Below are 26,922 nucleotides of genomic sequence, written 5' to 3' on the forward strand. Positions count from 1 at the left end.
TTTTTATGAGATTCGTAATTTCAATCACTTCGTTTAAGTATTTCATAATTACAATATCTTTTTAATATTTGGAATTATCGTATTGTTATTTTTAACAGTTTTTTTTTGACTATTAACTTTTTGAATACAACGTTTTCGTTTGTTTTACAGGTGGTTAGGTTTTGTTTTTTGCTTGTTGGTATTTAGTTTTGGTAGGCGATTAACTGATTCAAATTTTTAATTATGTCAAGTGTAAAAAAACTAAAACTTTTTATTTTAACGTGTTTATTACATGTAACTATTATTGCTCAAGAAAAAGAGAGTAAGAACAATTTTTCAATTACCGGAAGTGTAGATGTTTATGGAACAACAAACTTAGCCGACAATGCACGAGGCACTATTGGAGTTTTATCTTCAAATAGCGCAGGAGAAGGCGCGCATGGTTTTGGTTTAGGAATGGTAAATACTATTTTTTCTTATGACTTAGGAAAAGCAGGTGTTGTAGCTGACTTAGCTTTTGGACCAAGAGCAAATGCAGCTAATGCATATGAAGGAAATATCAATCAATTATATGTGTATTATAAAGCTTCTGATAAAATCACGATTTCTTTAGGACAATTCAATACATTTTTTGGATATGAATTGATTTCGCCAGTTGATAACTTTAATTATTCTGTTTCTTATTTATTTAATGCAGGACCATTTTCTCACACAGGTATCAAAACTGATTATCGAGTTTCAGAAGATTTGTCTTTTATGTTAGCGGTTACAAATCCTCATGCATTAACAGCAGGAACTAATATTACAAATGATTTTCAGTTTGGTTTTCAAGCAGGATATAAAGATCAATACTTAAATATAGTTTATGGAGCTGTAGATACTTCTGGAATAGATGATGTTTTCTTTATCGATTATACAGGAGGCTTTAATGCTTCAGAATCTTTTTATGTAGGAATAAATGCAGCATATTCTAATTCAAGTGAAGCAGATGCTGGATATTATGGAGCGGCATTGTATTTACAAAATTCATTTTCAGAGACTTTTGCTTTAGGTTTAAGACCAGAATATTTTACAACTACAGCAGGTAGTGTAGATTCTAGTGTTTTAGCATTAACTCTTTCTGCAAATCAATCATTAACAGATAAACTTAAGATAATAGGAGAAGTAAGATTCGATACTTCAGATGATGTTCCAGTAATTGGAACAAAAGAAAATGTTACAGGTTTAACATTAGCAGCAGTGTACAAATTTTAACTAACAAAGATTTAATTATATATTATTATGACTGACTTTTTATTAACTATCGCAGAGCCAGAAGTAGTTCAAGATGTAGCAAAGCAAGTAGAGGCTATCAAAGGAGATTTATCTATGCTATGGATACTATTGTCTGGTATACTTGTATTTTTAATGCAAGCTGGATTTACTTTAGTAGAATCTGGAATGACAAGATCTAAAAACGTGGTAAATATTGCAATGAAAAATGCTTTAGATATTGCAGTAGGATCACTTGTGTTTTGGGCTGTTGGATATTCATTAATGTACGGTAGTACAAATGGGTGGATTGGATGGAGTGGATTTGCTTTTTACAATAAGCAAGACCCTTCAGATTTATTTTTCCAAACAGTATTCTGTGCTACTGCAGCAACGATTGTTTCTGGAGCAATTGCAGGTAGAACAAAATATACTACCTATATCATTTTCTCTGTAGTTATGACAGCATTAATTTATCCAATTGCAGGAGGATGGCAATGGAATGGAGATGGTTGGTTAGCTAAGCAAGGTTTTATTGATTTTGCAGGTTCATCAATTGTACATTCAGTTGGAGGATGGGCTGCATTAATTGCTGCTATTTTAGTTGGACCTAGATTAGGAAAATATACTAAAGATGGTAAAGCTATTACTATTCAGGGGCATAATAAATTATTAGCAACTCTAGGTGTATTTATTTTATGGTTCGGATGGTTTGGTTTTAATGGAGGTTCTCAATTAGCTTGGGGAGGTGATGATTCGGTAGGAGCTGCAAAAGTAGTCTTGTTAACAAATTTAGCTGCAGCTGCAGGTACTTTAGGAGCGTTAATTATTTCTTGGATGAAATATAAAAAACCAAATTTAGATATGACATTAAATGGAGCCTTAGCTGGTTTGGTAAGTATTACTGCAGGTTGTGGAAACATGACGGAAGGCGGAGCGGTGTTAGCTGGTTTAATTGGAGGAGTTATCGTTGTATTTTCTATGGAATTTATTGAGCAAAAATTAAAAATAGATGATGCTGTTGGAGCTGTTTCTGTTCATGGTGTTGTTGGCGCTTGGGGAACTTTAGTAATTGGATTATGGGGGGTGGATGGAACTACTGGTATTGGGTTATTTAACGGTGGCGGAGCTACGCAATTTTTAACACAATTAATAGGTACGGTTGCTTATGCAGTTTGGGCTTTGGTAACATCTTTTGTGTTTTTATTTGGTCTCAAAAAAACTATTGGTTTACGAGTGACAGAAAAAGAAGAAATAGAAGGGTTAGATTTATCAGAACATGGTGCATTAGCATATCCTGGTAAGAGAAATAGAGGTAGTGAATACCTTGAAGAAAAGAAAGAAAAAGAATTAGAACTTGTATGATTTTGTTTAATAATAATTAAATGAAATCTAAAAGTGAAGTAAAAAAGATTGATGTATTAACTAATACAACACAATTAAGCTTTACTTAAATGAGAAATGTATAATTCATTTTATGCATTTCTCATATTACACATAAACAAACTAACAAATCAATTTTTTTATATGAAAGATCAAGGTTTATATTTAAGTGAATTTGAAAGAGATAATTGTGGGGCAGGATTTATATGTAACTTAAAGGGTGAAAAATCGAACCAAATTATACACGATGCTCTAGAAATTCTAATAAAATTAGAGCATAGAGGAGCTGTTAGTGCAGATGGTAGAACCGGAGATGGAGCTGGAATTTTAATAGATATTCCTCATGACTTTTTTAAAAGAGTATGTGATTTCGAATTACCAGAAATAAAAGAATATGCAGTCGGACAAGTTTTCTTACCAAGAAAATTCAATCAAAGCAGTTATTGTGAAACTGTTTTAGAAGATGAATTTAAAAAGCAAGGATTAAAAGTTTTGGGCTGGAGAGATGTTCCTGTAGATACGTCTAATTTAGGAGCAATAGCTGCAAAAACGCAACCAAAGATTAAACAGGTTTTTGTAACCAAAGGAGATAAAGATTTAACAGATTTACAATTTAATGCGAAGTTATTTGCAGCTAGAAAAATTAGCGAACATAGTATCGGTAAATCAAAAATCTCTGAATCTAATTATTTCTATTTATCAAGTTTATCAACAACTACATTAATCTACAAAGGATTATTAATGCCTGAAGATATTGGGCGTTTTTATGTCGATTTAAGACAACCTGATTTAGTTACTAGATTAGCATTAGTACATCAACGATTTTCAACAAATACTTTCCCTTCATGGGATTTAGCTCAACCGTTTAGGTTCATGTGTCATAATGGAGAGATTAATACACTAAAAGGTAATGTTAAAAGAATGTTAGCTCGTCAAGAGTTAATGGAATCAGATTTATTCGGTGATGATATGAAAAAGTTATTTCCTATTATCACGGAAGGAAAATCAGATTCTGCTTCCATGGACATGGCAGTTGAGCTGTTGTTAATGACTGGTAGATCACTTCCTGAAGTAATGATGATGTTAGTTCCAGAAGCTTGGGAAAAGGATACTACTATGAGTGCAGAAAAAAGAGCATTTTATGAGTATAATTCTTGTATTATGGAACCTTGGGATGGGCCAGCTTCTGTTCCTTTTACCGATGGAAATTATATTGGAGCTTTATTAGATAGAAACGGATTAAGACCATCAAGATATACAGTTACCAAAAGAGGTAATGTGGTTATGTCTTCTGAAATTGGAGTATTAAATATTAAACCAGATAACGTAGTTAAACATGGTAGATTAGAGCCAGGAAAAATGTTCTTGGTTGATATGAATGCAGGAAGAATCATTGAAGATGAAGAAATAAAGAACAAAATTGTTTCTAAACATCCATATAAAGAATGGTTAAAAGAGCATTCACTACCATTAGCAGATATACCTTATACAAACAATTCTATACCTAAAGAGAAAACAGATTACAAAACAAGATTACGTTTATTTGGTTATACTACAGAAGAGATAGATCATTTAATAGCACCTATGGCTATTAATGGTAAAGAAGCTATTGGTTCTATGGGAACTGATACTCCTTTGGCTGTGCTTTCAGATAAATCTCAATTACTTTATAATTATTTCAAGCAGTTATTTGCACAAGTTACAAATCCGCCTTTAGACGGAATTAGAGAAGAAATCATCACAGATATTAGTTTAGCATTAGGTTCAGATAGAAATATTTTCCATGTAATACCAGAGCAAGCTAAGAAGCTCAGAATCCAAAACCCTGTAATTTCAAATGAAGATCTAGATAAGATTAAAAATTTAGAGCATGATGATTTTAAAGCAGTAACTATTCCTATGCTTTTTCCTTTAGAAAAAGGTGTTAATGGTATAGAGAATGCATTAGAAGGAATTCTATATAAGGCAACTGTTGCTGTTGAAGATGAAGGAGTGAATATTATTATTCTTTCAGATAGAGGTGTGAATAAAGAATGGGCGCCAATTCCAGCATTATTAGCATGTTCTTATCTGCATAATTCAATGTATAGAAAAGGAACACGTTCTAAAATTGGAATTATCATAGAGAGTGCAGAGCCAAGAGAACCGCATCATTTCGCAACTTTGTTTGGTTATGGGGCAAGTGCTATTAATCCGTATATGGTTAATGAAATTATAGCGCGTCAAGTAGAGAAAGGAGAAATCTCAGATATTCAAGTAGGAAAAGCAGTTAAAAATTTCAATAAAGCAATTGGTAAAGGTTTGTTGAAAATTATGAATAAAATTGGTATTTCAACTTTACATTCATATAGAGCTTCTCAAATATTTGAAATTTTAGGATTAAAGAAAACATTTACAGATAAGTATTTTCCAGGAACACCTTCAAGAATTGGAGGGATTGGATTATATGTGCTTCAAAAAGAGATTTATAAAAGATGTACAGAGTCATTTAGAGAAAAAGATATCGATTCAGTTTTAGATTTAGAAATTGGAGGTGATTATCGTTGGAGAAGAAATGGCGAACGTCATATGTTTAATCCAACTACAGTTTCTAAATTACAGCAAGCAGTTCGTTCTAAAAGCAAGGAAAGTTATAAAGTTTATGCAGATAAAATCAATAAGCAATCTAAGGAATTAATGACGCTTAGAGGTTTGTTTGAGTTTGTAAACTTAGATCCTATTCCGATTGAAGAGGTAGAACCTTGGACCGAAATTGTTAAGCGATTTAAAACAGGAGCAATGTCTTATGGTTCTATAAGTCAAGAAGCTCATGAGAATTTAGCAATTGCAATGAATAGAATTGGAGGAAAATCTAATTCTGGTGAAGGTGGAGAAAATAAAGAGCGTTTTAAGAAATTATCTAATGGCGATTCTAAGAATAGTGCTATTAAACAAGTAGCTTCAGGTAGATTTGGAGTTACAAGTAATTATTTGACAAATGCTAAGGAAATCCAAATTAAAATGGCTCAAGGAGCTAAGCCTGGTGAAGGCGGACAATTACCAGGAAAAAAAGTACTGCCTTGGATTGCAGAGGTTAGAAATTCTACACCTTATGTAGGTTTAATTTCACCGCCACCACATCACGATATTTATTCTATCGAAGATTTAGCACAACTAATTTTCGATTTGAAAAACGCTAACAGAGAAGCAAGAATTAATGTAAAGTTGGTTTCTAAAGTTGGTGTTGGAACTATTGCTGCTGGAGTTGCAAAAGCAAAAGCAGATGTGATTTTAGTTTCTGGTTTCGATGGAGGTACAGGAGCTTCTCCTTTAACATCTTTAAAACATGCAGGTTTACCTTGGGAATTAGGAATTGCTGAAGCGCAACAAACTTTAGTGATGAACAATCTCCGTAATCGTGTAGTTTTAGAGTGTGATGGACAATTAAAAACAGGTAGAGATGTTGCTATTGCTTGTTTGTTAGGAGCGGAAGAATTTGGTTTTGCAACAGCGCCATTAGTAGCTTCTGGTTGTATTATGATGCGCCAATGTCATTTAAATACTTGTCCAGTAGGAATTGCTACGCAAGATCCAGAGCTTCGTAAAAACTTCAAAGGAACTCCAGAGCATGTAATTAACTTCATGTATTTCGTAGCAGAAGAAGTGCGACAAATTATGGCAACTTTAGGATTCAGATCTATCAAAGAAATGGTAGGACAGGTTGAAAAGTTAAATGTAAATAAAGCTGTAGATCATTATAAAGCAAAAGGAATAGATGCTTCTGCAATTCTTCACAAAGTGAATTCAAATGAGAATCCAATTTTATACAATACAGAAAAACAAGATCATGGCCTAGAGAAAGTTTTAGATCTTAAGATTGTAGATGATGCTAAAGGAGCAATAAAAAATAAAATTAAATCAGAATTTACTTATGAAATTCAAAATACAAACCGTTCAGTAGGAGCTTTAACAAGTAATGAAATTTCAAAACTTCATGGTGATGAAGGGTTGCCAGAAGACACTTTAACGTTACAATTTAAAGGTTCTGCTGGACAAAGTTTTGGTGCTTTCGCAACAAAAGGTTTAAAAATGGTTGTTAATGGTGAAACTAACGATTATTTAGGTAAAGGATTATCTGGAGCCAAAATCATTGTAAAAAAACCAGATGAGGCCGATTTTATTGCCGAAGATAATATCATTGTTGGAAATGTATGTTTCTATGGAGCTGTAAAAGGTGAAGCTTATGTAAACGGTGTCGCAGGTGAACGTTTTTGTGTAAGAAACTCTGGAATCACAGCCGTTGTAGAAGGAATTGGAGATCATGGTTGTGAGTATATGACAGGAGGTAAAGTTGTTGTACTTGGTAAAACAGGACGAAATTTTGCTGCAGGAATGAGTGGAGGAATTGCATATGTTTATGATCCATCTCATCAATTTAGAAACGAGTTGTGTAATCTAGAAATGGTAGAGTTGATTCATTTAGAAACTGAAGATCAGAAAGATTTAAAAGAATTAATACAGAAACATGTAGGGTATACAAATAGTACTTTAGGAGTTAAAATATTAGAAGAATGGGAAGTTAATAAAATGGATTTCATTAAAGTATTCCCAACAGATTATAGGTTAGCTTTAGAAAGAATAGCGCAAGAAGAAACAACTAAAATAACTGCATAGATCATGGGAGAATTAGGCGGATTTAAAAAATACAATAGAAAACAAGAGACAAATACAGCTGTTAAAGATAGAGTAAGGAATTTTAAAGAATTTACAAGTCCATTATCAATTACAGAGCAACAAAAACAAGGTTCTCGTTGTATGGATTGTGGAATTCCTTTTTGTCATAGTGGTTGTCCTCTAGGAAATTTAATTCCTGATTTTAATGATATGGTTCATAAAGGAGAATGGAAAAAAGCATTAGATATTTTACATTCTACTAATAACTTTCCAGAGTTTACTGGAAGATTATGTCCAGCTCCTTGTGAAAAAGCTTGTGTTTTAGGAATTATAGATCAACCAGTTTCTATAGAAAATACAGAAAAGTATATCGTAGAAAAAGGATTTGAAAAAGGTTGGATAAAACCAAAACTTCCAAATTACAGAACAGGAAAAAGTGTTGCTGTAGTAGGTTCTGGTCCTGCTGGTTTAGCGGCTGCTCAACAATTAAATAGAGCTGGGCATTTGGTAACTGTTTTTGAAAGAGAAGATGAAGTAGGAGGTTTGTTACGTTACGGGATTCCTAACTTTAAACTAGAGAAAGAAGTTATCGATAGAAGAGTAAAAATTCTAGAAGCAGAAGGGATTACATTTAAAACAAATGCAAATATTGGAGTAAATGTTTCTGTTGATAAACTAAAAGAGTTTGATGCTGTAGTATTATGCGGCGGAGCTACAAAAGCTAGAGCGTTAAATATTCCTGGAAGTGATGCAAAAGGTGTACACCAAGCGATGGATTTTTTAACAAAGCAAACAAAAGCGTTATTTAATTCAGATTTAGAAAGTGAAGTTATTAGTGCTAAAGGTAAAAATGTAATTGTAATTGGAGGAGGAGATACAGGTTCAGATTGTATTGGAACTTCTAATCGTCATGGAGCAAATTCGATAACTAATTTCGAAATTATGCCAAAACCTCCTAAAGCAAGAAGTGTACAAACACCTTGGCCATTTTGGCCTTTACAGTTAAAAACTAGTTCTTCTCACGAAGAAGGTTGCGATCGTAATTGGCTTATTAATACAAAAGAATTTATAAAGAATGATAAAGGTGAACTTATTGCATTAAAAACTGTAGAAGTAGAATGGAAAGTTATTCCAGGTGAGCGTCCACAGCTTATAGAGATAGAAAACACGGAAAAAACTTGGCCTTGTGATTTGGTATTTTTGGCTTTAGGATTTACTGGTCCAGAGAAAACATTACCAGAGTTATTAAATTTAGATTTAGACATTAAATCTAATATTAAAGCAAGTACAAGTAATTATCAAACGAATGTTCCAAATATATTCACTGCGGGTGATATGAGAAGAGGTCAATCACTTATTGTTTGGGCTATTTCAGAAGGAAGACAAGCAGCTCATCATGTAGATGCTTATTTAATGGGAAGCTCAAGTTTACCATTAAAAGACAGTAATGATTTGTTAAGTGCATAATGTTTTTTTAAAATTGATTAGGATAATTCAAAAAAAAATAACAATATTTGCACTATCAGATGAATACAAGAATTTTAAATATCATTTCTATCATTGTCGTTGTGATTATTATTTCACAAGGATAAGGGAAGTGATATTTAAATTTTAAGATATAATTAAAGGCTTCCTAAATTTTAGGAAGCCTTTTTTAGTTTATAAACATGAACATTATAGTAAACATTATTATTAGCGTAGTCATTATTAACTCACCACCGAGTTGATATAGTTTGCTATTGTATAAAAAGGCCTGTATCAATTACTTGATACAGGCCTTTTTTTTAACTATTGATTGTCGTGTTGTTGTTTTGTTATGTTGTTGATTATTAGGTTTTTGTGTGTTTTTTAAAAGTGTTAAAAATCATAAGGAGCAAAATTTTAAAAACTAAATAAAAAAGGGATAAAATAAATTAGAATTATAAATAGATGAATCATGTATTTCAACGAAAAAAGTATTGTTTTTTTTAATGGAGAATTTATCAAAGCAACAGATGCTAAGATGAATATGTATAGTCAAAGCTTACATTATGGAAATGGGGTTTTTGAGGGTATACGTTCCTATAAAACAGAAAATGGAACTAGAATTTTTAAGTCGTACGAACATTATAAAAGATTAAAGTATGGAGTCGATGTAATGGGGATACAATTTAAGTATTCTGAAGAAGAATTAACAGAAATTACTTACAAACTTTTAGAGTTAAATAATCTCCAAGATGCTTATATAAGACCTTTGGTTTTTACTGGAGAAAATATGGGGTTAGCAACTTCACCTGAAACTAATTTAGTCATACAATGTTGGGAGTGGGGAAAGTTAATGGGAGATAAATTATTACGAGTAAAAACTTCAAAGTTTCAAAGACCTAACCCGAACTCTTGTTTTGTTGAAGCTAAGATTACAGGTCATTATGTAAACTCAATTTTATCTACGAATGAAGTAAAAAGCCAAGGTTACGATGAGGCTTTGCTACTAGATATGAATGGAAATGTAGCAGAATGTTCAGGAGCTAATGTTTTTATGCAGAAAGATGGGAAATTATATACTCCACCTAAAGGTCATATTATGGCTGGAATTACTAGAGCTACAGTAATAGATTTATGTAAAAAAGAAGGTATTTCAATACAAGAAAAGCATTTTACTCTAGAAGAATTAAAAAAAGCAGATGCTTGTTTTTTTACAGGAACAGCTGCTGAAGTTGTTGGTTTAGAGTCTATTGATGATTATAAATTTCCAATGGATTGGAAAATATCACATGGATATAATTTAATGAAACTATATAAAGCAGAAGTACTAGAAGAAAGAGTACAAGAAAAAGCATTTTAAAAATGGAATTAAATAAATTTAGTAAACAAGTAACTCAAGATGATACACAGCCAGCTGCTCAGGCTATGTTGCATGCAATTGGTTTAACAAATGAAGATTTAAAGAAACCATTGGTAGGAATTGCAAGTACTGGATATGAAGGTAATCCTTGTAATATGCATTTAAATGATTTGGCAAAGTTGGTGAAGAAAGGAACCAAAAATGTCGATTTAGTAGGTTTAATTTTTAACACTATAGGTGTTTCTGATGGTATATCAATGGGAACACCAGGTATGCGTTACTCTTTACCATCAAGAGATGTAATTGCAGATTCTATGGAAACTGTAGTGCAAGCAATGTCATATGATGGCTTAGTTACTGTTGTGGGGTGTGATAAAAACATGCCAGGAGCTTTAATGGCGATGTTACGTTTAAACAGACCTTCAGTTCTTGTTTATGGAGGTACAATTGCTTCAGGGCACCATGGAGGGAAAAAATTAGATATTGTTTCTGCTTTTGAAGCTTGGGGAAGTAAAGTAGCGGGAACCATAACGCAACAAGAATATCAAAATGTAATAGAAAAGGCTTGCCCTGGAGCTGGAGCTTGTGGTGGTATGTATACAGCCAATACAATGGCTTCTGCAATAGAAGCTTTAGGTATGAGTTTACCATATAATTCTTCTAATCCAGCAATTAGCAATAATAAAGAAGAAGAAGCTGTTAGTGCTGGAGAGGCACTTCGAGTACTTTTAGAAAAAGATATAAAACCTTCTGATATAGTTACAAAGAAATCACTTGAGAATGCAGTTCGTTTAGTAACAGTAATGGGTGGTTCTACTAACGCAGTTTTACATTTTTTAGCTATTGCAAAAGCTGCTGATGTAAAATTTACATTAGAAGATTTTCAGCGTATTTCAGATGAAACCCCTTTTCTAGCTGATTTAAAACCAAGCGGACGATATTTAATGGAAGATGTACATAGAGTAGGAGGAACGCCAGCTGTATTAAAATATCTTTTAGAAAAAGGATTACTACATGGTGATTGTTTAACAGTTACAGGAAAAACTTTGGCTGAAAATTTAATAGAAGTTCCAAGTCTTACTAACGGACAAGAAGTGATAAAGTCTGTTGATAATCCAATTAAAGAAACTGGACATTTAAGAATGTTATACGGAAACCTTGCTAAAGACGGATCTGTAGCAAAAATTACTGGTAAGGAAGGATTGTTTTTTTCTGGAAAAGCCAAAGTTTATGAAGGTGAATTTGCAGCAAATGATGGAATAAAAAATGGAGAGGTTAAAAAAGGTGATGTAGTGGTAATTCGTTATGAAGGACCAAAAGGAGGGCCAGGAATGCCTGAAATGTTAAAACCAACAGCTGCTATTATGGGAGCTGGACTTGGTAAAGAGGTAGCTTTAATTACAGATGGTAGATTTTCTGGAGGAACACACGGATTCGTAGTGGGGCATATTACTCCTGAAGCTCAGGAGGGTGGAGTAATTGCTCTGGTAAAAGATGGAGATGAAATTTCTATTAACGCACAAACAAATACAATTAATCTTGAAGTTTCAGATGAAGAATTAGAAACAAGAAGAAAAGAATGGAAAGCTCCTCCATTAAAAGTAAAGAGGGGAGTACTTTATAAATATGCAAAAACAGTAGCATCTGCATCTAATGGATGTGTAACAGATGAATTTTAAAAAGTAACAACATGGAAACTAGAACAAAAAAAGTTAAAGAACAAAGTGTAAAAGCTAGTGTGACAATTTCTGGTGCTGAAGCAGTTATTAAGTGTTTGTTAGAAGAAGGAGTAGATCTTTTATACGGATATCCAGGTGGAGCAATCATGCCTGTTTACGATGAATTGTATAAATATCAAAAAGAATTAAATCATGTATTAACTCGGCATGAACAAGGAGCAACACATGCAGCTCAAGGTTATGCGAGAGCTACAGGAAAAGTTGGTGTTGCAATAGCAACTTCTGGACCTGGAGCAACAAATTTAATTACAGGAATCGCAGATGCTCAAATCGATTCTACACCGATGGTTTGTATTACAGGCCAAGTAGCAGAACATTTATTAGGGACTGATGCATTTCAAGAAACTGATATTGTTGGTATTTCAACACCTGTAACAAAATGGAATTATCAAATTACAAAAGCTTCAGAAATACCAGAGGTTTTCGCTAAAGCTTTCTATATCGCTCGTTCGGGTAGACCAGGGCCAGTTTTGATTGATATTACAAAAAATGCTCAGTTCGAAAAGTTTGAGTTTTCTTACGAGCCTTGTACAGCTGTTCGTAGTTATCAACCTGTGCAAAAAATAGATTTAAAAGCTGTTAAAGAAGCGGCAAATTTAATTAATGGAGCTAAAAAACCAATGGTGGTTTTTGGTCAAGGAGTAATATTAGGGGAAGCAGAAGAAGAATTTAAAGCATTCATTGAAAAAGCTGGAATTCCTTCAGCATGGACACTTTTAGGTTTATCAGCATTACCAACTTCTCATGAGCTAAATGTAGGAATGGTTGGAATGCATGGAAATTACGGACCTAACCGATTAACGAATGAATGTGATGTTTTAATTGCTGTAGGAATGCGATTTGATGATCGTGTAACAGGTGATTTAAGTCGTTATGCTAAACAAGCTAAGGTGATTCATTTTGAAATTGATCCTGCAGAAATTAATAAAAATGTAAAAACAGATGTTGCAGTTTTAGGTAATGCGAAAGAAAGTTTACAAGAAATACTTCCGTACTTAAAAGATAATGAACATAAATCTTGGTTACAAGAATTTAGAGATCACGATGCTATTGAGTTCGATAAAGTCATTAAGAAAGATTTATATCCAACAAAAGATGGTTTAACCATGGGAGAAGTAATTAAAGAAATTAATAATGCTTCTAAAGGAAATGCTATTGTAGTTACAGATGTTGGTCAGCATCAAATGATTGCTTGTCGATATGCAAATTTCAATAAGAGTAAAAGTAATATTACTTCAGGAGGTTTAGGAACCATGGGATTTGCTTTGCCAGCTGCAATTGGTGCAAAAATGGGAACTCCAGCACGAGAAGTTGTTGCGGTAATTGGAGATGGTGGCTACCAAATGACTATTCAAGAGTTAGGTACAATTTTACAAACAAAAGCAGCAGTTAAAATTGTAGTATTAAATAACGAATTCTTAGGAATGGTTCGTCAATGGCAGCAATTATTTTTTGATAAGAGGTATGCGTCAACTACAATGACAAATCCAGATTTCGTAGCCATAGCTAAGGGATATCATATCGATGCTAAGAGAGTAACACAAAGAGAGGAATTAGCTGATGCAGTTTCGGAAATGATGGCATCAGAAGAAGCTTTTTTCTTAGAAGTATGTGTAGAGAAAGAAGACAATGTATTTCCAATGATACCTACAGGATCATCAGTTTCAGATGTAAGATTAAGTTAAGAATTATGAGTGAAAAGCAAACGTATACCGTATCAATATATACCGAAAATAACATTGGAGTTCTAAATAGGATTTCAGCAATATTTCAAAGAAGACATATCAATTTAGAAAGTGTTAATGTATCAAAATCTGAGATTCGTAGTGTTTCTAGGATTACATTGTTAGTAAGAGTAGAAGAAGAACAGATTAAAAAAATCATTGGGCAATTAGAAAAACAAATTGAAGTGATAAAAGCATATTATCATGTCGATGAAGAAACTGTGTATCAAGAATCGTGTTTGTTCAAATTAAGAACAGATTTACTTACTGAAAACGATGAAATACAAAAAGTAATTAACGGAAGTAAATCAAGAGTAATTAATATTAATAAAGATTTTTTTGTTTTAGAAAAATCTGGAACAAAAGAAGAAGTAGAGGAGCTTTATCATTTACTAGATAAACATGGAATTAAGCAATTTGTACGATCAGGTCGAATTGCAATTACAAAAGAAGAAATGCCTGTATCAGAACTATTAGAATCAATAAAAAAATAAAAACTTACGAGTCATGAAAAATTATTTTAATCAATTATCATTAAGAGAGCAATTAGAGCAATTAGGAAAATGTAGATTTATGGAATCTACAGAGTTTTCTGAAGGTATTAAAGCCCTTGAAGGTAAAAAAGTAGTGATTGTAGGTTGTGGGGCACAAGGTTTAAATCAAGGCTTAAACATGCGAGATTCTGGATTAGATGTTTCGTATGCTTTACGTGAAAATTCAATTAAAGAGCAACGTCAATCGTATAAAAATGCAACGGAGAATAATTTTGTGGTTGGAACTTACAATGAGTTAATTCCGTCTGCAGATTTAGTGTGTAATTTAACGCCAGACAAACAACACAGTAATGTAGTAAAGGCTGTAATGCCTTTAATGAAAGAAGGAGCAACATTGTCGTATTCTCATGGGTTTAATATTGTTGAAGAAGGAACTCAAGTTCGTAAAGATTTAACAGTGATTATGGTAGCTCCAAAATGTCCTGGTAGTGAAGTTCGTGAAGAATATAAAAGAGGATTTGGAGTGCCAACTTTAATTGCTGTACATCCAGCAAATGATCCTCAAGGAAAAGGGTTAGCTGAAGCTAAGGCTTATGCTTATGCAACAGGTGGGCATAGAGCTGGAGTTTTAGAGTCTTCTTTTGTGGCTGAGGTAAAATCTGATTTAATGGGAGAACAAACGATTTTATGTGGAGTTTTACAAACAGCTTCAATATTATGTTTCGATAAAATAGTAGCAGATGGTGTAGAACCACATTTTGCTAGTAAATTAATTCAATATGGATGGGAAACGATTACTGAAGCCTTAAAGCATGGAGGAATTACGAATATGATGGATCGTTTATCTAATCCAGCGAAAATTAAAGCGTATCATTTATCAGAAGAATTAAAAGATATTTTAAGACCATTGTTTAATAAACACATGGATGATATTATGTCTGGTTATTTTTCATCTACAATGATGGAAGATTGGGCGAATGATGATAAAAATTTATTGGCTTGGAGAGCTGATACTGCCGAAACTGGTTTCGAAAAAACAGAAGCTACTGAAGTTGCAGTTTCTGAACAAGATTATTTTGATAAAGGAACATTGTTAGTTGCTTTTGTGAAATCAGGAGTAGAATTAGCTTTTGAAACTATGGTTGCTTCAGGAATTATTGAAGAATCTGCATATTATGAATCTTTACATGAGCTTCCTTTGATAGCGAATACTGTTGCAAGAAAGAAATTACATGAAATGAATCGAATTATTTCTGATACCGCTGAATATGGTTGTTATTTATTCGATCATGCAGCTAAGCCATTATTACAAGATTTTATGACTACAGTTACTACTGATTTAGTAGGAGAAAATTTTAGTTCATCTAATGGTGTAGACAATGCAGAATTAATTAAAGTAAATAAAGCAATTAGAAATCATCCTATTGAAGAAGTAGGTGAACGATTAAGAGCTGCGATGACAGCTATGAAAGCAATAAAAGAAGAAAAGACAGAATCAGAGTTAGTCTTGTCGTAAATTATGGAATCAATAGTAAAGAAAACATATTTTCCAGAATTGTCAGCAATTAAAGAAGCTGCTGTTACACTTAAAGGTGTAGCAGCAGTTACACCATTGCAAGAAAATTTTAATCTTTCTAATACTTTTAAGGCAAATATATTTTTAAAGAGAGAAGATCTTCAACAAGTGCGCTCGTATAAAATAAGAGGAGCATATAATAAGATAAACTCTTTAACAGCTAAGCAAGTAGAGAGAGGAATTGTTTGTGCTAGTGCAGGAAATCATGCTCAAGGTGTCGCATTAGCTTGTTATAAAAAAGAAATTCAAGGAACTATTTTTATGCCCGCGCCTACACCAAAACAAAAAGTAGAGCAAGTACGAATGTTTGGCGGTAAATATGTAACAATTGAATTAATAGGCGATACTTTTGATGATTCGTATACTAATGCAAAAAAATTTGCTGACTGTAACAAAATGACTTTTGTACATCCTTTTGACGATCCAAAAGTCATTGAAGGCCAGGGAACTGTTGGGTTAGAAATTTTAAATCAATCGAATGTTCCAATAGATTACGTTTTTGTACCAGTAGGAGGAGGAGGTTTAGCATCTGGATTATCTTCAGTGTTTAAGTATCTTTCGCCCAATACAAAAATTATAGGAGTAGAGCCTACAGGAGCACCTTCTATGAGAAATGCATTAGATAAAGGAAATCCTGTAAAATTAAATAGGATAGATAAGTTTGTGGATGGAGCTGCTGTACAACAAGTAGGGGATTTAACACATAAAATTTGTGCTGAGAATTTACATGATATGGTTACAGTTCCTGAAGGTCAAGTTTGTCAAACTATATTAGAAATGTATAATAAAGAAGCTATTGTGGTTGAACCTGCTGGTGCTTTAACAGTTAGTGTGTTACATCAATTTAAAGAAGAGTTAAAAGGAAAAAATATAGTTTGTGTAGTTAGTGGTAGTAACAACGATATTACTAGAACAGCCGAAATAAAAGAGAGGGCGCTTTTACATAATGGCTTAAAACATTATTTTATAATTCGATTTCCGCAACGAGCTGGAGCATTAAAAGAATTTGTGATGAATGTTTTAGGAGAAAACGATGATATCACTTTTTTTGAATACTCAAAAAAAACGACTAGAGAAAACGGACCAGCAGTTGTTGGGATTGAATTAGAAGAAAGTAAAGATTTGTATCCTTTAATTGAAAGAATGAAAAGATTGAATTTCTACGGAGAATATCTTAACGATAAGCCCAATCTTTTCGAATTTTTAGTTTAATCATTTTTATAGATAAAACCGAGTGTTTAACTCGGTTTTTTTATTGGTGTTTTCCTTATTAAATAATAAAGAAAATAACCTTTTTTTTACTTTTTGTGATTTTTTGTTTTTTTAATAGATTGTTAATTAGTATATTAGTAGGTGTGATTGTTTTTTTAAAACAAGAAAAATAATTAAAAAGTTCTTATATATTTTTTACAAATAATAGAGAAAATTAGTTTCATTTAAACATTAAACCCCCCGTATTATGAATATAAAACTAAGGTTTTCGACACTTCTGTTGCTATTCTGTATAGCCAATGTCAGCCCCCAGTCTTCACAGACATGTTCAAACTCTGTAGATGATCCAGTTTTAGATCTAAACAGTATTACAAAGTGCTCTATCGACAGAAAATCTGAAGATAATAAAGTACAAAAAGTTACCGTTCAAGTTACTTCGAGAAGAAGAAGAGTGGTAAGAAAAAGAGATAAAGCCACTGGCTTATCTTCAGCAGGTTATTCTCATAAACTAGCATCAATAAAAAAGAAAGTTAATATTGTTAATTCTATAGTAGATGTTAAAAAAGAAGAAATACCAGATGTTTTACCATATGATTATGTAGATCAAATTCCTCTTTTTAAAAGTTGTGAATCAGCACCTATTTATGAGCAGGATCGTTGTTTTAAAGTTAAATTACGAAATCACATTAGAAAAAATCTTAAATACCCTATAAGTGCTTATGATAGGGGTATTCAAGGAAAAGTATATGCTCATTTTTCAATAAGTAAAAATGGAGATATACAAGATTTAAAAATTGTATCACCATACAAAGGAGATTTATTAGGGAAAGAAGCAAAAAGAATTATTAAGAAGCTACCTAAATTTAAGCCAGGAGAACATAATGGAAATACTGTAGCTGTTAAATATGGCTTACCAATAACATTTAAAATTCCAGGAAAGAAACCGACAAATATTAGAAAAACTAATACAAATAAGGTAAAAGAAACAATTCATAGTTTCTCTTCATTAGATATAATTCCACAGTTTGATTCATGTAAGAAATCTAATGATGATTCTTTAACATGTTTTAATGAAAATTTAATAGAACATATTCAAAGTTATTTTGCTTATCCAGAAGAGGCAAAAATGAAAAATATTGAAGGAGAGGTAGTTGTGAATTTTGTAATTAATTCAAAAGGAAACGTGGTTGATATTACTGCAAAAGGCCCAGAAAATGCTAAAATTTTAGAAGTAGCAGCAATCAGATTTATAGAGAAGTTACCAAAGCTTAAAGCAGGAAAAATAGAAGGGGAAAATGTAAATACTTCTTATTCTTTTCCTATCAATTTTACACTGAATTAAAATTCAAAAAAGTATACACAAATGACATCTAAATTTTAAGATGTCATTTGTGTATATAAATATTTCTCCTCACCAAACAAGATCAAATTTTTAAATCAATTATACCATCTTATATGAGAAAACTATTTACACTATTTAGTCTGTTATGTCTTTCATTTATTTCGTTTGCCCAAGATATTGAAGTAAAGGGAAAAGTGTTAGATGGAGTAACAAAAGAACCAATTCCTGGAGCATTTATTTTATTAAAAGAATCTTCCATTACTTCAGAAACGGAATTTGATGGAAGTTATATAATAAAAGCTGCAATAGGTAAAGTTTTAGAAATTAGTTATCCGGGTTATAAAAAGAAAACAATTGTAGTGACTAGCTCTTTAATAGATGTTGAATTAGAGATAGATACTGAAGAAAGTTTTTTAAATGAAGTAATTATAATAGGGTATGGAGCAAAGCGAAAAGAATTAGTCTCTGGAGCTTATAGTACTGTAAAACCTGAAGAAATAGAACGAAATAATCCACAACGGATTGAACAAGCGTTGCAAGGTAGAACAGCAGGAGTTCAGGTAAGTTCTAATTCAGGTTCTCCGGGATCTTCATATAATATAAGAATTAGAGGTGTAACAACTAATGGAGATAATTCACCTTTAGTATTAGTTGATGGTGTTCAAATTGGTTCAGATTTAAGTATTATTGATCCAAATGATATAGAAAAAATAGATGTGATAAAAGATGCAAGTACTGCTATTTATGGAGTTAGAGGAGCAAATGGAGTAATTTTAATTACAACAAAATCTGGTAAAAATAGTACAGAAACAAAGTTTACTTATAGTACTTCTGTAGCATTACAAGAAACAACTAAAAAATTAAACTTACTTAAGGGAATAGAGTATGCAGCGTTAGTAAATGAAACTATAGCGGCAGATGGTGGAACTCCTCCTTTTCAATTGCAAAATATAAATACAGAGACAGATTGGCAAGACGCATTGTTTGAAACTACTCCAATGATTACGCATCATATTGGTGCAACTGGAGGAGGAGAAACCTATAATTTTAATGTTAGTGGAAGTTTGTTAGATCAAAAAGGAATTATAGCTCCAGGTAGATCTAATTATGCAAGATGGACATTAAGAAGTAATTTAGGTTTAAATTTAACTGATAAATTAAAATTAAATACTCTAGTTTTATATACAAATAATATTAGACGTACTATTCCTGAAGGAAGTAGAGGTTCTGTGTTGTATTATGCTAATAATGCTTCACCGTTAACTCCAATTTTTGATGGTACTGATGGTACAGGCCCTTCTAAAGGGTTTTCTTACATTGGAACTGAACAAGGGAATGAAATTGTAAATCCTTTTGCTGTAATAGATAATACGTTTAATGAAACTAGAGTAAATCGATTTACAGGTAAGATTGAACTGGTATATGATTTTCTGAAAAACTTTGAGTTTACTTCTCGAAATAGTTTTAATTATTCGAATGTATATGCTAGAGCATATTTTCCACTTCAATATTATGGAGAAAATAAAGTGGTGAATACAGTTCGTTTAGATCCTATTTCTGGTCAATTCAATTTAGATAGAAATGGAGATGGAGATCGTGATGTGTATAGTAGAGTAAATGAAAATGATCAAAATTTGTTCTCTTTCATTTCAGAAAACTTTGTGAATTATAATTTTACACTTGGAGAATATCATAACTTTCAAACTACTTTAGGACTTTCATTAACGACTGAACAAAGCAAAGGTATTTTTGGGTCTGGGTTTCTAACAGCAAGTGATTCGTGGAAAAATGCATTCTTATTTAATACACAATCTTTTATTATAGATGATGATGATCTTGGTACAAATGATATTAGAGAAACAATAAATTCAGATTCTTTTACAATCGAAGATCGTTATACTTCTATCTTCGGGAGGTTACAATACGATTTTAATGAAAAGTATTTATTCTCAGCAATTTTACGTCGAGATGCTTCTACAAGATTCGGACCTAATAATAGGGTTGCATATTTACCTTCTTTCTCTGCAGGATGGGTAGTTCATAACGAAGATTTTTTAAGTGATACGGGTATTTCTAATCTTAAGTTGAGAGGAAGTTGGGGGATTGTTGGAAATGACAAAATTGGAGCTTATAGGTGGTTAGGTTTTTTACAAGGTGTAAATGGAGATGCAACGTATCCTTTTGGAGATGTTTTATCATTCGGAAATGCTGTAGGAGTTTTGTCTAATCAAGATTTACAATGGGAAACGACAATTCAAACGAATATCGGATTTGATTTAGGATTTTATAATAATAACTTAAACATTACGCTCGATTATTATAAAAAACGAACGGAAGATTTACTTGTAATTCCAGAAATTTCAGCGCTTTTAGGAGTTTCTGCACCAGGTAGTGGAGCTCCAGTAGTAAATGCTGGTATTGTTGAAAATAAAGGTGTCGAGTTTGGTATAAATTATACACATTATTTTTCTGACGATGTTTCTTTAGCTTTAAACTATAATCTAACTACAATTAATAACGAGGTTATTGATGTAAACAATGCAGCAGGTTTTATTTCTGGTGGTTTATTTGGTTTGAATCAACAGCCTTCTAGAATGCAAAACGGTTTACCAATTGGTGTTTTTTATGGGTTAAAAACTGATGGTGTTTTTCAAACACAAGCTGAGATTGATGCTTTAGCAGTGGATAGAGATGGAGACGGAAGTTTAGATGAATATCAACCTGGTGCAGCTCCTGGAGATTTAAAATATGTAGATGTCGATGGAAATGGATATATAGAGTTCGGTAGCGAAAATGACTTAACTGTATTAGGTGATCCTATTCCAGATTTTACTATGGGTGGTGGGTTCAATTTTAAGCTTTATAACTTCGATTTTGGAGCTTCTTTTTATGCTTCTTTAGGAAACGAAATTGTAAGAAGTTATGAGCGATTTTTAACGTATAGTAATAAATTATCATTGTATAATGGAAGATGGACAGGCCCTGGTACTTCTAACGAAATTCCAAGAGCTTCAACAAATGCTGCTAATAATCAGTTATTTTCTTCTTTTTATGTAGAAGATGGATCATTCTTAAGAATTCAAAATGTACAATTAGGTTATACATTAAATTCAGAACAAATAAAGGGTATAGATTTTTTAAGACTTTATTTCTCTGTAAATAATCTATACACTTTTACAAAATATAGAGGTTATGATCCAGATATTTCTAATGCAAGTGCAATTGGAGCTGGAGTAGATCTAGGTCAGTATCCACAACCAAGAATGTTTATTACAGGAATTAAAGTATCATTTTAAATCAGTAGAAGATGAAAAACAATATAAAAATAATAGCGATAATAATCTTTCTTACTACTTTAAGTTGTGATGATTATTTAGAGGTTTTACCAGAAGGACAAGAAAATACAGAGAACTTTTTTAATACTGCAGAAGATTATGAAAATGCGTTAGTTGGAGTTTACGATTTATTGTCAACTACATATTTAAATCAAATTTTGGGAGAAATTGCCTCTGATAATAGTTTGTGTGGAGGTGAAAACCCTACCGATGTTTTAGATTGGCAACAGATAGATGATATGACGCATAATCCTGATAATGGAGCATTAAGAAATATTTTTCAATGGATGTATGCAGGAATTAGTAGAGCAAATTATATCATTGAGTTTAAAGATAAAACAGATTTCGATAGGAAAGATCAAGTAATAGCAGAAACTAAATTTTTAAGAGCATATTATTATTTTGAATTGGTGAAATTCTTCGGAAGTGTTCCTATGTATTTAGACAAAAGAATAAGTATTGAAGAATCTCAAAGTATAGGTAAGTCTAGTGTAACCGAGATTTATACTCAGTTAGAAAAGGACTTACAAAGTGTTGCTGTTATTTTACCATGGCAACAAACACAGCCTGGTAGAGCTACAAGAGGGGCAGCTTTGGCTCTATTAGGTAAAATATTTTTGTATCAACAAAAATATACTCAAGCAGCACAAGTTTTAGACCAAGTTGTAAGTTCTGGTCAATATAGTTTAGTGCCCAGTTTTTCGATGATTTTTTCAAATCAAAATGAAAATAATTCTGAATCTGTTTTTGAAGTACAATATTTTGGGCAAGAAGGAGCAAGTTTCGATTGTTTCCAATGTGTAGAAGGAAATATAGCAGTTGGTTTTATGGGACCTAGATTTAGAACAGGGAATTATGCTCCTTATGCAGAAGGTTTTAGTTTTAATATTCCGAGTTTAGATATAGTGAATGCTTATCAAACAGGAGATACTAGAAGAAACGCAACGTTTTTTAATATTAATGATTTTGTTGCAACAAGACCAGATGTAACATTTACTCAAGGACATGATCATAATGGATATTTTAATTTTAAATACATTCCTTTTGCTGAAGGAAATGCTTTAGATACTCGATTAACACATAGTAATAATTACAGAGCTATTCGTTATGCAGATGTATTGTTAATGGCTGCTGAGGCTCATGTTCAATCAGGAAATTCCGGAGTAGCACAAGGATACTTAGATCAAGTGAGAGATAGGGCTTTTGGAACTACAACAGATAGAATTACGGCAACTCTAGATAATATTTTATTAGAAAGACGATTAGAATTAGCTGGAGAAGGGCATCGATTTTTTGATCAAGTTCGTACTGGTCAAACTTCATCAATACCTGGATTTACAGCTGGAAAAAATGAATTGTTTCCAATTCCTAGAATTGAAATAGAATTAGCAGGAAATAATTGGTGTCAAAATAAAGGATATGCAACTTCTACATGTTCAGAACAATAAATACAAATAAGATTATGAAGAAAATATATTATATCATATTAGGATTATTAGTTTTAGTAGGTTGTATAGAAGAAGATCGTGATCTATCTTTTGTAGACAGTTTGGTTTCTCCTACTAATGTTTCGGCGACTTATTCGTTAGCGCAAGACAATACGGGTTTGGTTACAATTACGCCCACAGCAGATGGTGCAAATAGTTTTAAAGTTTATTTTGGAGATGGTAGTTCGGATTTTGCTGATGTAGCTATTGGTCAAAGTGTTTCTCATGTTTATGGAGAAGGGACTTACATGGTAAAAATAGAGGCTTTTAATATCAGTGGAAAAAAATCAGAAGTAACACAAGAATTAGTTGTTTCTTTTAAAGCTCCAGAGAATTTAATGATTACTATAGAAAATAGTGTAAGTGTTTCAAAACAAGTTGATGTTACAGCTACAGCAGATTACGCGACTATGTATGAGTTTTACTCAGGAGAATCAGGAGTAAGCCAACCAGTGGCTACAGCCAACATAGGAGAATCATTAAGTTATGTTTATCAAGCTCCAGGAGATTACGATATTCGAGTTGTAGCAAAAGGAGCAGCAATTGCGACTACAGAATATACAGCTACCTTTACGGTTACAGAAATTTTAGCACCAACTACAGCGGCCGCTACGCCAAGAAGTAGAGCTGAATCAGATGTTATTTCATTATTTAGTGATGCTTATACTGATGTTAGTGTCGATACCTGGAATACAGTTTGGAGTGCAGCAAGTTTTGAAGATGTTATGATTGCAGGTAATGCGACAAAGAAATACACTGGGTTAAATTTCAATGGAATAGAAACAGTAAGTTCACCAGTAGATGCTTCAGGAATGGAGTTTATCCACTTAGATGTTTGGACTCCAAACATCACAGCTTTCCGTTTAAAATTAGTTGATTTCAAAGGAGATGGTTTTGGAGGAGCAGGTGATACCGAAGCGGAATTGTCATTTACTCCAACTCAAGGAGAATGGGTTTCTTTAGATATTCCTTTATCAGATTTTGCAGCAGTAGGAATGGAATCATTTTCAGATATCAATCAGTATATTATCTCAAGCGATCCAAGTGGAGCAGGTATTGTATTTATTGATAATGTTTATTTCTGGAAAAATCCGAGTAATACTACAAGTCAAGTTGTAGAAGGGTTTGAAGGAGCAGCACCAGTATTTACAAGTTTCGGAGGAGCAGGAGTAGAGGTTGTATCTAATCCAGATATGAGTGGAATTAACGCTACGGCTAATGTTGCCAGATTAACTAAAGGCTCAGGGTCAGAAGTTTGGGCAGGAGGATTCTTTGAAATTTCATCACCATTAGATTTAGCTACTTTTTCAAAAATTAGCGTAAAAACGTGGTCACCTAAACAAGGAGCAGTAGTGAAGTTAAAATTAGAGAATCAAGATGCTAGTATTACACATGAAGTTGATTTAAACACTACAGTTTCTAATGCATGGGAAGAATTGATTTATGATTTCAGTGGAGCCCCAACGGCCGATTATGTTCGTATAGTTATTTTCTTTGATTTTGGAGTCAATGGAGATGGTAGTGAATATTATTACGATGATATTACCCTAGTAAACGATTCAGGAGTTTCTTCGTTAGTATTCCAAGATTTTGAAGGTACAGCACCAAGTTTTACATCATTCGGAAATATAGCTGGAGTTGAAGTCATTACCAATCCAGACATGAATGGTGTAAATACTACATCTAATGTAGCAAAGTTAACAAAGACAAGTGGTTCAGAAGTTTGGGCAGGAGCTTTTTTTGAGACAGATACAGCATTAGATTTCACTACTTATTCAAAGATTAGTGTAAAAACATGGTCACCCAAACAAGGAGCAGTAGTGAAGTTAAAATTAGAGAATCAAGATGCCAGTATTACACATGAAGTTGATTTAAACACTACAGTTTCCAATTCATGGGAAGAATTGATTTATGATTTTAGTGGTGCACCAGCAGCCGATTATGTTCGAGTAGTTATTTTCTTTGATTTCGGAGTCAATGGAGATGGCAGTGAGTATTATTATGACGAATTAACATTAACGAATTAAACCAAGGATAGCAATGAAAATACAGAAATATATACCTCAAATAGTTATCATAATTTTTACAATGCTATTATTAAATAGTTGTGAAGAGAATAACTATGATTTTGGAGATATTATTACACCGAGTAATATTACTATTGAAGCAGAAATCATTGGTCAAGATACTACAAATCCTAACGGCGATGGTAGTGGAGTTGTAAATTTTAGAGCCACAGCAGAAAATGCTTTATCGTTTAAGTTTATTTATAATGGTATTGAATCATCTAAACCAGATGGTAAAATCACATATAATTTTAGTGAATTAGGAGTAAATACATATACAGTAACAGTAGTTGCAATAGGTACAGGAGGAGTTTCATCAAGTAAAACAATACAAGTAGATGTATTAGCTTTATATGAAGCACCAGATGATTTAAAAAATAAATTATACGGATTCGATCCAGCAGATCCAAATGCTGTTTCTTCAAAGACATGGCGAATTAAAGCGGAAGTTGGAGGCCATTTTGGTTTAGGACCTGTTGGAGGTTCGATATTTGGAGAGTGGTATCAAGCATCAGCAAATGAAAAAGAAGGTGTTGGAATGTATGATGATCGTTTTGTATTCAATTCAGATGGAAGTTTTCAGCATCAAACAAACGGAACTGTTTTTGGTAGAAATGGTTTGATAGATGAATTATCTAGCTCTGGTGGTTCAGGTGGAACTATAGATAATGCAGATGTATTGAATTATACATTAGCAGATTATTCAGGAACATGGAGTTTAATAGCTCCAGGTGGAGTGGAAACAATTTCTTTATCAGGAATAGGATTTATAGGTTATTATATAGGAAATCACAATTATGAAATATTCGATCGTCAAATCCCAAATGAATTAGTTTTAAGGATTACAGATGCGAACAATGAATTTGATTGGTGGTTTTTAATTACCACACAAGATCCTCAAACAACTTCCCCATTTGTTTTTAATACATTAATTTGGGAAGACGATTTTGAAATCAATGGAGCGCCAGATCCAACAAAATGGACTTATGATATTGGTACAGGAACAAATGGTTGGGGAAACAATGAAGTACAGTATTATACAGATAGAGCAGATAATGCAGTAGTTGAGAATGGAAATCTGGTAATTACAGCAAAGCGAGAAAATTTTTCAGGAAGTGCCTTTACTTCAGCAAGATTGAAAACAGAAGGTCTATACGATTTTAAATATGGTAGAGTAGAAGTTAGAGCTAAATTACCTGAAGGCGCTGGTACTTGGCCTGCAATTTGGATGTTAGGTTCTAATTTCTCTACAGTAGGTTGGCCTTTTTCTGGCGAAATTGATATTATGGAGCAAACAGGAGCTGATAAAAATACAGTTCTAGCAACTTGTCATTGGCAAGATACAGCAAGTAATACAAAAGCAGATTTTGGTCAAACAACTTCAATTACTAATGCAACATCAGAATTTCATTTATATACTTTAGAATGGACAGAGTCTAGTATTAGCATGTATTTAGATAATGTTAAATATTATGAATTAGCCAATACTTCAGCTTTGCCATTCAATGAGAATTTCTTTTTGATCTTAAATGTAGCAATGGGAGGAACTTTAGGTGGCTCTATTGATTCAAGCTTCTCAGAAGCTACAATGGAAATAGACTACGTTAGGGTTTATCAATAAAAAATATTTGGATTAGTGTAAAAGAAGGCTGGTACGAATTTATAGTATCGGTCTTCTTTTTTTATTGACTTTATAATGTTTGAAATTATAAAATTAAAAAAGCCTCATATTTTACTATGAGGCTAAAAGTTGTGCATTTTTTTTATGTAATATAAACTATTACTAATATGGTGAAAAAATAGAGAATAAAATTTAAATAGCATAATTTAAGATTGTAATCAATTATAGAGTAACTA

Annotated in this window: 15 protein-coding genes; all 15 read left to right on the forward strand. The window is 32.6% G+C overall.

Annotation, left to right across the window (positions count from 1 at the left end; genetic code table 11):
- The first annotated feature begins 222 nt into the window (after positions 1-222).
- The 15 genes from ACSIGC_RS16805 (at position 223) to ACSIGC_RS16875 (ending at position 26,686) form a co-directional block, all read left to right on the forward strand.
- Positions 223-1,233 carry an outer membrane beta-barrel protein gene (locus ACSIGC_RS16805; RefSeq protein ID WP_442265930.1) on the forward strand — a complete coding sequence of 337 codons (1,011 nt, stop codon included), beginning with the start codon at positions 223-225 and terminating at the stop codon, positions 1,231-1,233.
- A gap of 27 nt (positions 1,234-1,260) precedes the next feature.
- Complete coding sequence (locus tag ACSIGC_RS16810) at positions 1,261-2,595, forward strand: ammonium transporter (RefSeq protein WP_442265931.1); 1,335 nt, start codon at positions 1,261-1,263, stop codon at positions 2,593-2,595.
- Between the two features lie 162 nt (positions 2,596-2,757).
- A complete protein-coding gene (gene gltB / locus ACSIGC_RS16815; RefSeq protein WP_442265932.1) occupies positions 2,758-7,266 on the forward strand; it encodes a glutamate synthase large subunit in 4,509 nt (1,502 codons plus the stop codon).
- A 3-nt stretch (positions 7,267-7,269) separates the two neighbouring features.
- The gene (locus ACSIGC_RS16820) at positions 7,270-8,733 is read left to right on the forward strand and encodes a glutamate synthase subunit beta (RefSeq protein WP_442265933.1); all 1,464 of its coding nucleotides are present in this window, start codon (positions 7,270-7,272) and stop codon (positions 8,731-8,733) included.
- A gap of 469 nt (positions 8,734-9,202) precedes the next feature.
- Positions 9,203-10,090: a branched-chain amino acid transaminase gene (locus tag ACSIGC_RS16825; protein WP_442265934.1), complete on the forward strand. Its 888-nt coding sequence runs from the start codon at positions 9,203-9,205 to the stop codon at positions 10,088-10,090.
- A gap of 2 nt (positions 10,091-10,092) precedes the next feature.
- The gene (gene ilvD, locus ACSIGC_RS16830; protein WP_442265935.1) at positions 10,093-11,769 is read left to right on the forward strand and encodes a dihydroxy-acid dehydratase; all 1,677 of its coding nucleotides are present in this window, start codon (positions 10,093-10,095) and stop codon (positions 11,767-11,769) included.
- Between the two features lie 11 nt (positions 11,770-11,780).
- Positions 11,781-13,514, forward strand: coding sequence for a biosynthetic-type acetolactate synthase large subunit (gene ilvB / locus ACSIGC_RS16835; RefSeq protein WP_442265936.1), 1,734 nt, complete (start codon positions 11,781-11,783; stop codon positions 13,512-13,514).
- A 2-nt stretch (positions 13,515-13,516) separates the two neighbouring features.
- Positions 13,517-14,047, forward strand: coding sequence for an acetolactate synthase small subunit (gene ilvN, locus ACSIGC_RS16840; protein WP_442267773.1), 531 nt, complete (start codon positions 13,517-13,519; stop codon positions 14,045-14,047).
- 13 nt (positions 14,048-14,060) lie between these two features.
- Entirely contained in the window at positions 14,061-15,563 is a 1,503-nt protein-coding gene (ilvC, locus tag ACSIGC_RS16845; protein ID WP_442265937.1) for a ketol-acid reductoisomerase, read from the forward strand.
- 3 nt (positions 15,564-15,566) lie between these two features.
- Positions 15,567-16,835 carry a threonine ammonia-lyase IlvA gene (ilvA, locus tag ACSIGC_RS16850; RefSeq protein WP_442265938.1) on the forward strand — a complete coding sequence of 423 codons (1,269 nt, stop codon included), beginning with the start codon at positions 15,567-15,569 and terminating at the stop codon, positions 16,833-16,835.
- A gap of 247 nt (positions 16,836-17,082) precedes the next feature.
- Positions 17,083-18,177, forward strand: a complete 1,095-nt coding sequence (locus ACSIGC_RS16855; protein ID WP_442265939.1) for an energy transducer TonB — start codon at positions 17,083-17,085, stop codon at positions 18,175-18,177.
- A 113-nt stretch (positions 18,178-18,290) separates the two neighbouring features.
- A complete protein-coding gene (locus tag ACSIGC_RS16860; RefSeq protein ID WP_442265940.1) occupies positions 18,291-21,473 on the forward strand; it encodes a SusC/RagA family TonB-linked outer membrane protein in 3,183 nt (1,060 codons plus the stop codon).
- An 11-nt stretch (positions 21,474-21,484) separates the two neighbouring features.
- Positions 21,485-22,960: a RagB/SusD family nutrient uptake outer membrane protein gene (locus ACSIGC_RS16865; RefSeq protein ID WP_442265941.1), complete on the forward strand. Its 1,476-nt coding sequence runs from the start codon at positions 21,485-21,487 to the stop codon at positions 22,958-22,960.
- Positions 22,961-22,974: 14 nt separating this feature from the next.
- Positions 22,975-25,026 (forward strand): PKD domain-containing protein, encoded by a 2,052-nt coding sequence (locus ACSIGC_RS16870; protein WP_442265942.1) that lies wholly within the window; start codon positions 22,975-22,977, stop codon positions 25,024-25,026.
- Positions 25,027-25,039: 13 nt separating this feature from the next.
- Positions 25,040-26,686 carry a glycoside hydrolase family 16 protein gene (locus ACSIGC_RS16875; RefSeq protein ID WP_442265943.1) on the forward strand — a complete coding sequence of 549 codons (1,647 nt, stop codon included), beginning with the start codon at positions 25,040-25,042 and terminating at the stop codon, positions 26,684-26,686.
- Positions 26,687-26,922 lie beyond the last annotated feature (236 nt).

Origin of the sequence: Tenacibaculum aquaeponti (assembly GCF_052084715.1) — a bacterium.
Classification (GTDB): Bacteria; Bacteroidota; Bacteroidia; order Flavobacteriales; family Flavobacteriaceae; genus Polaribacter.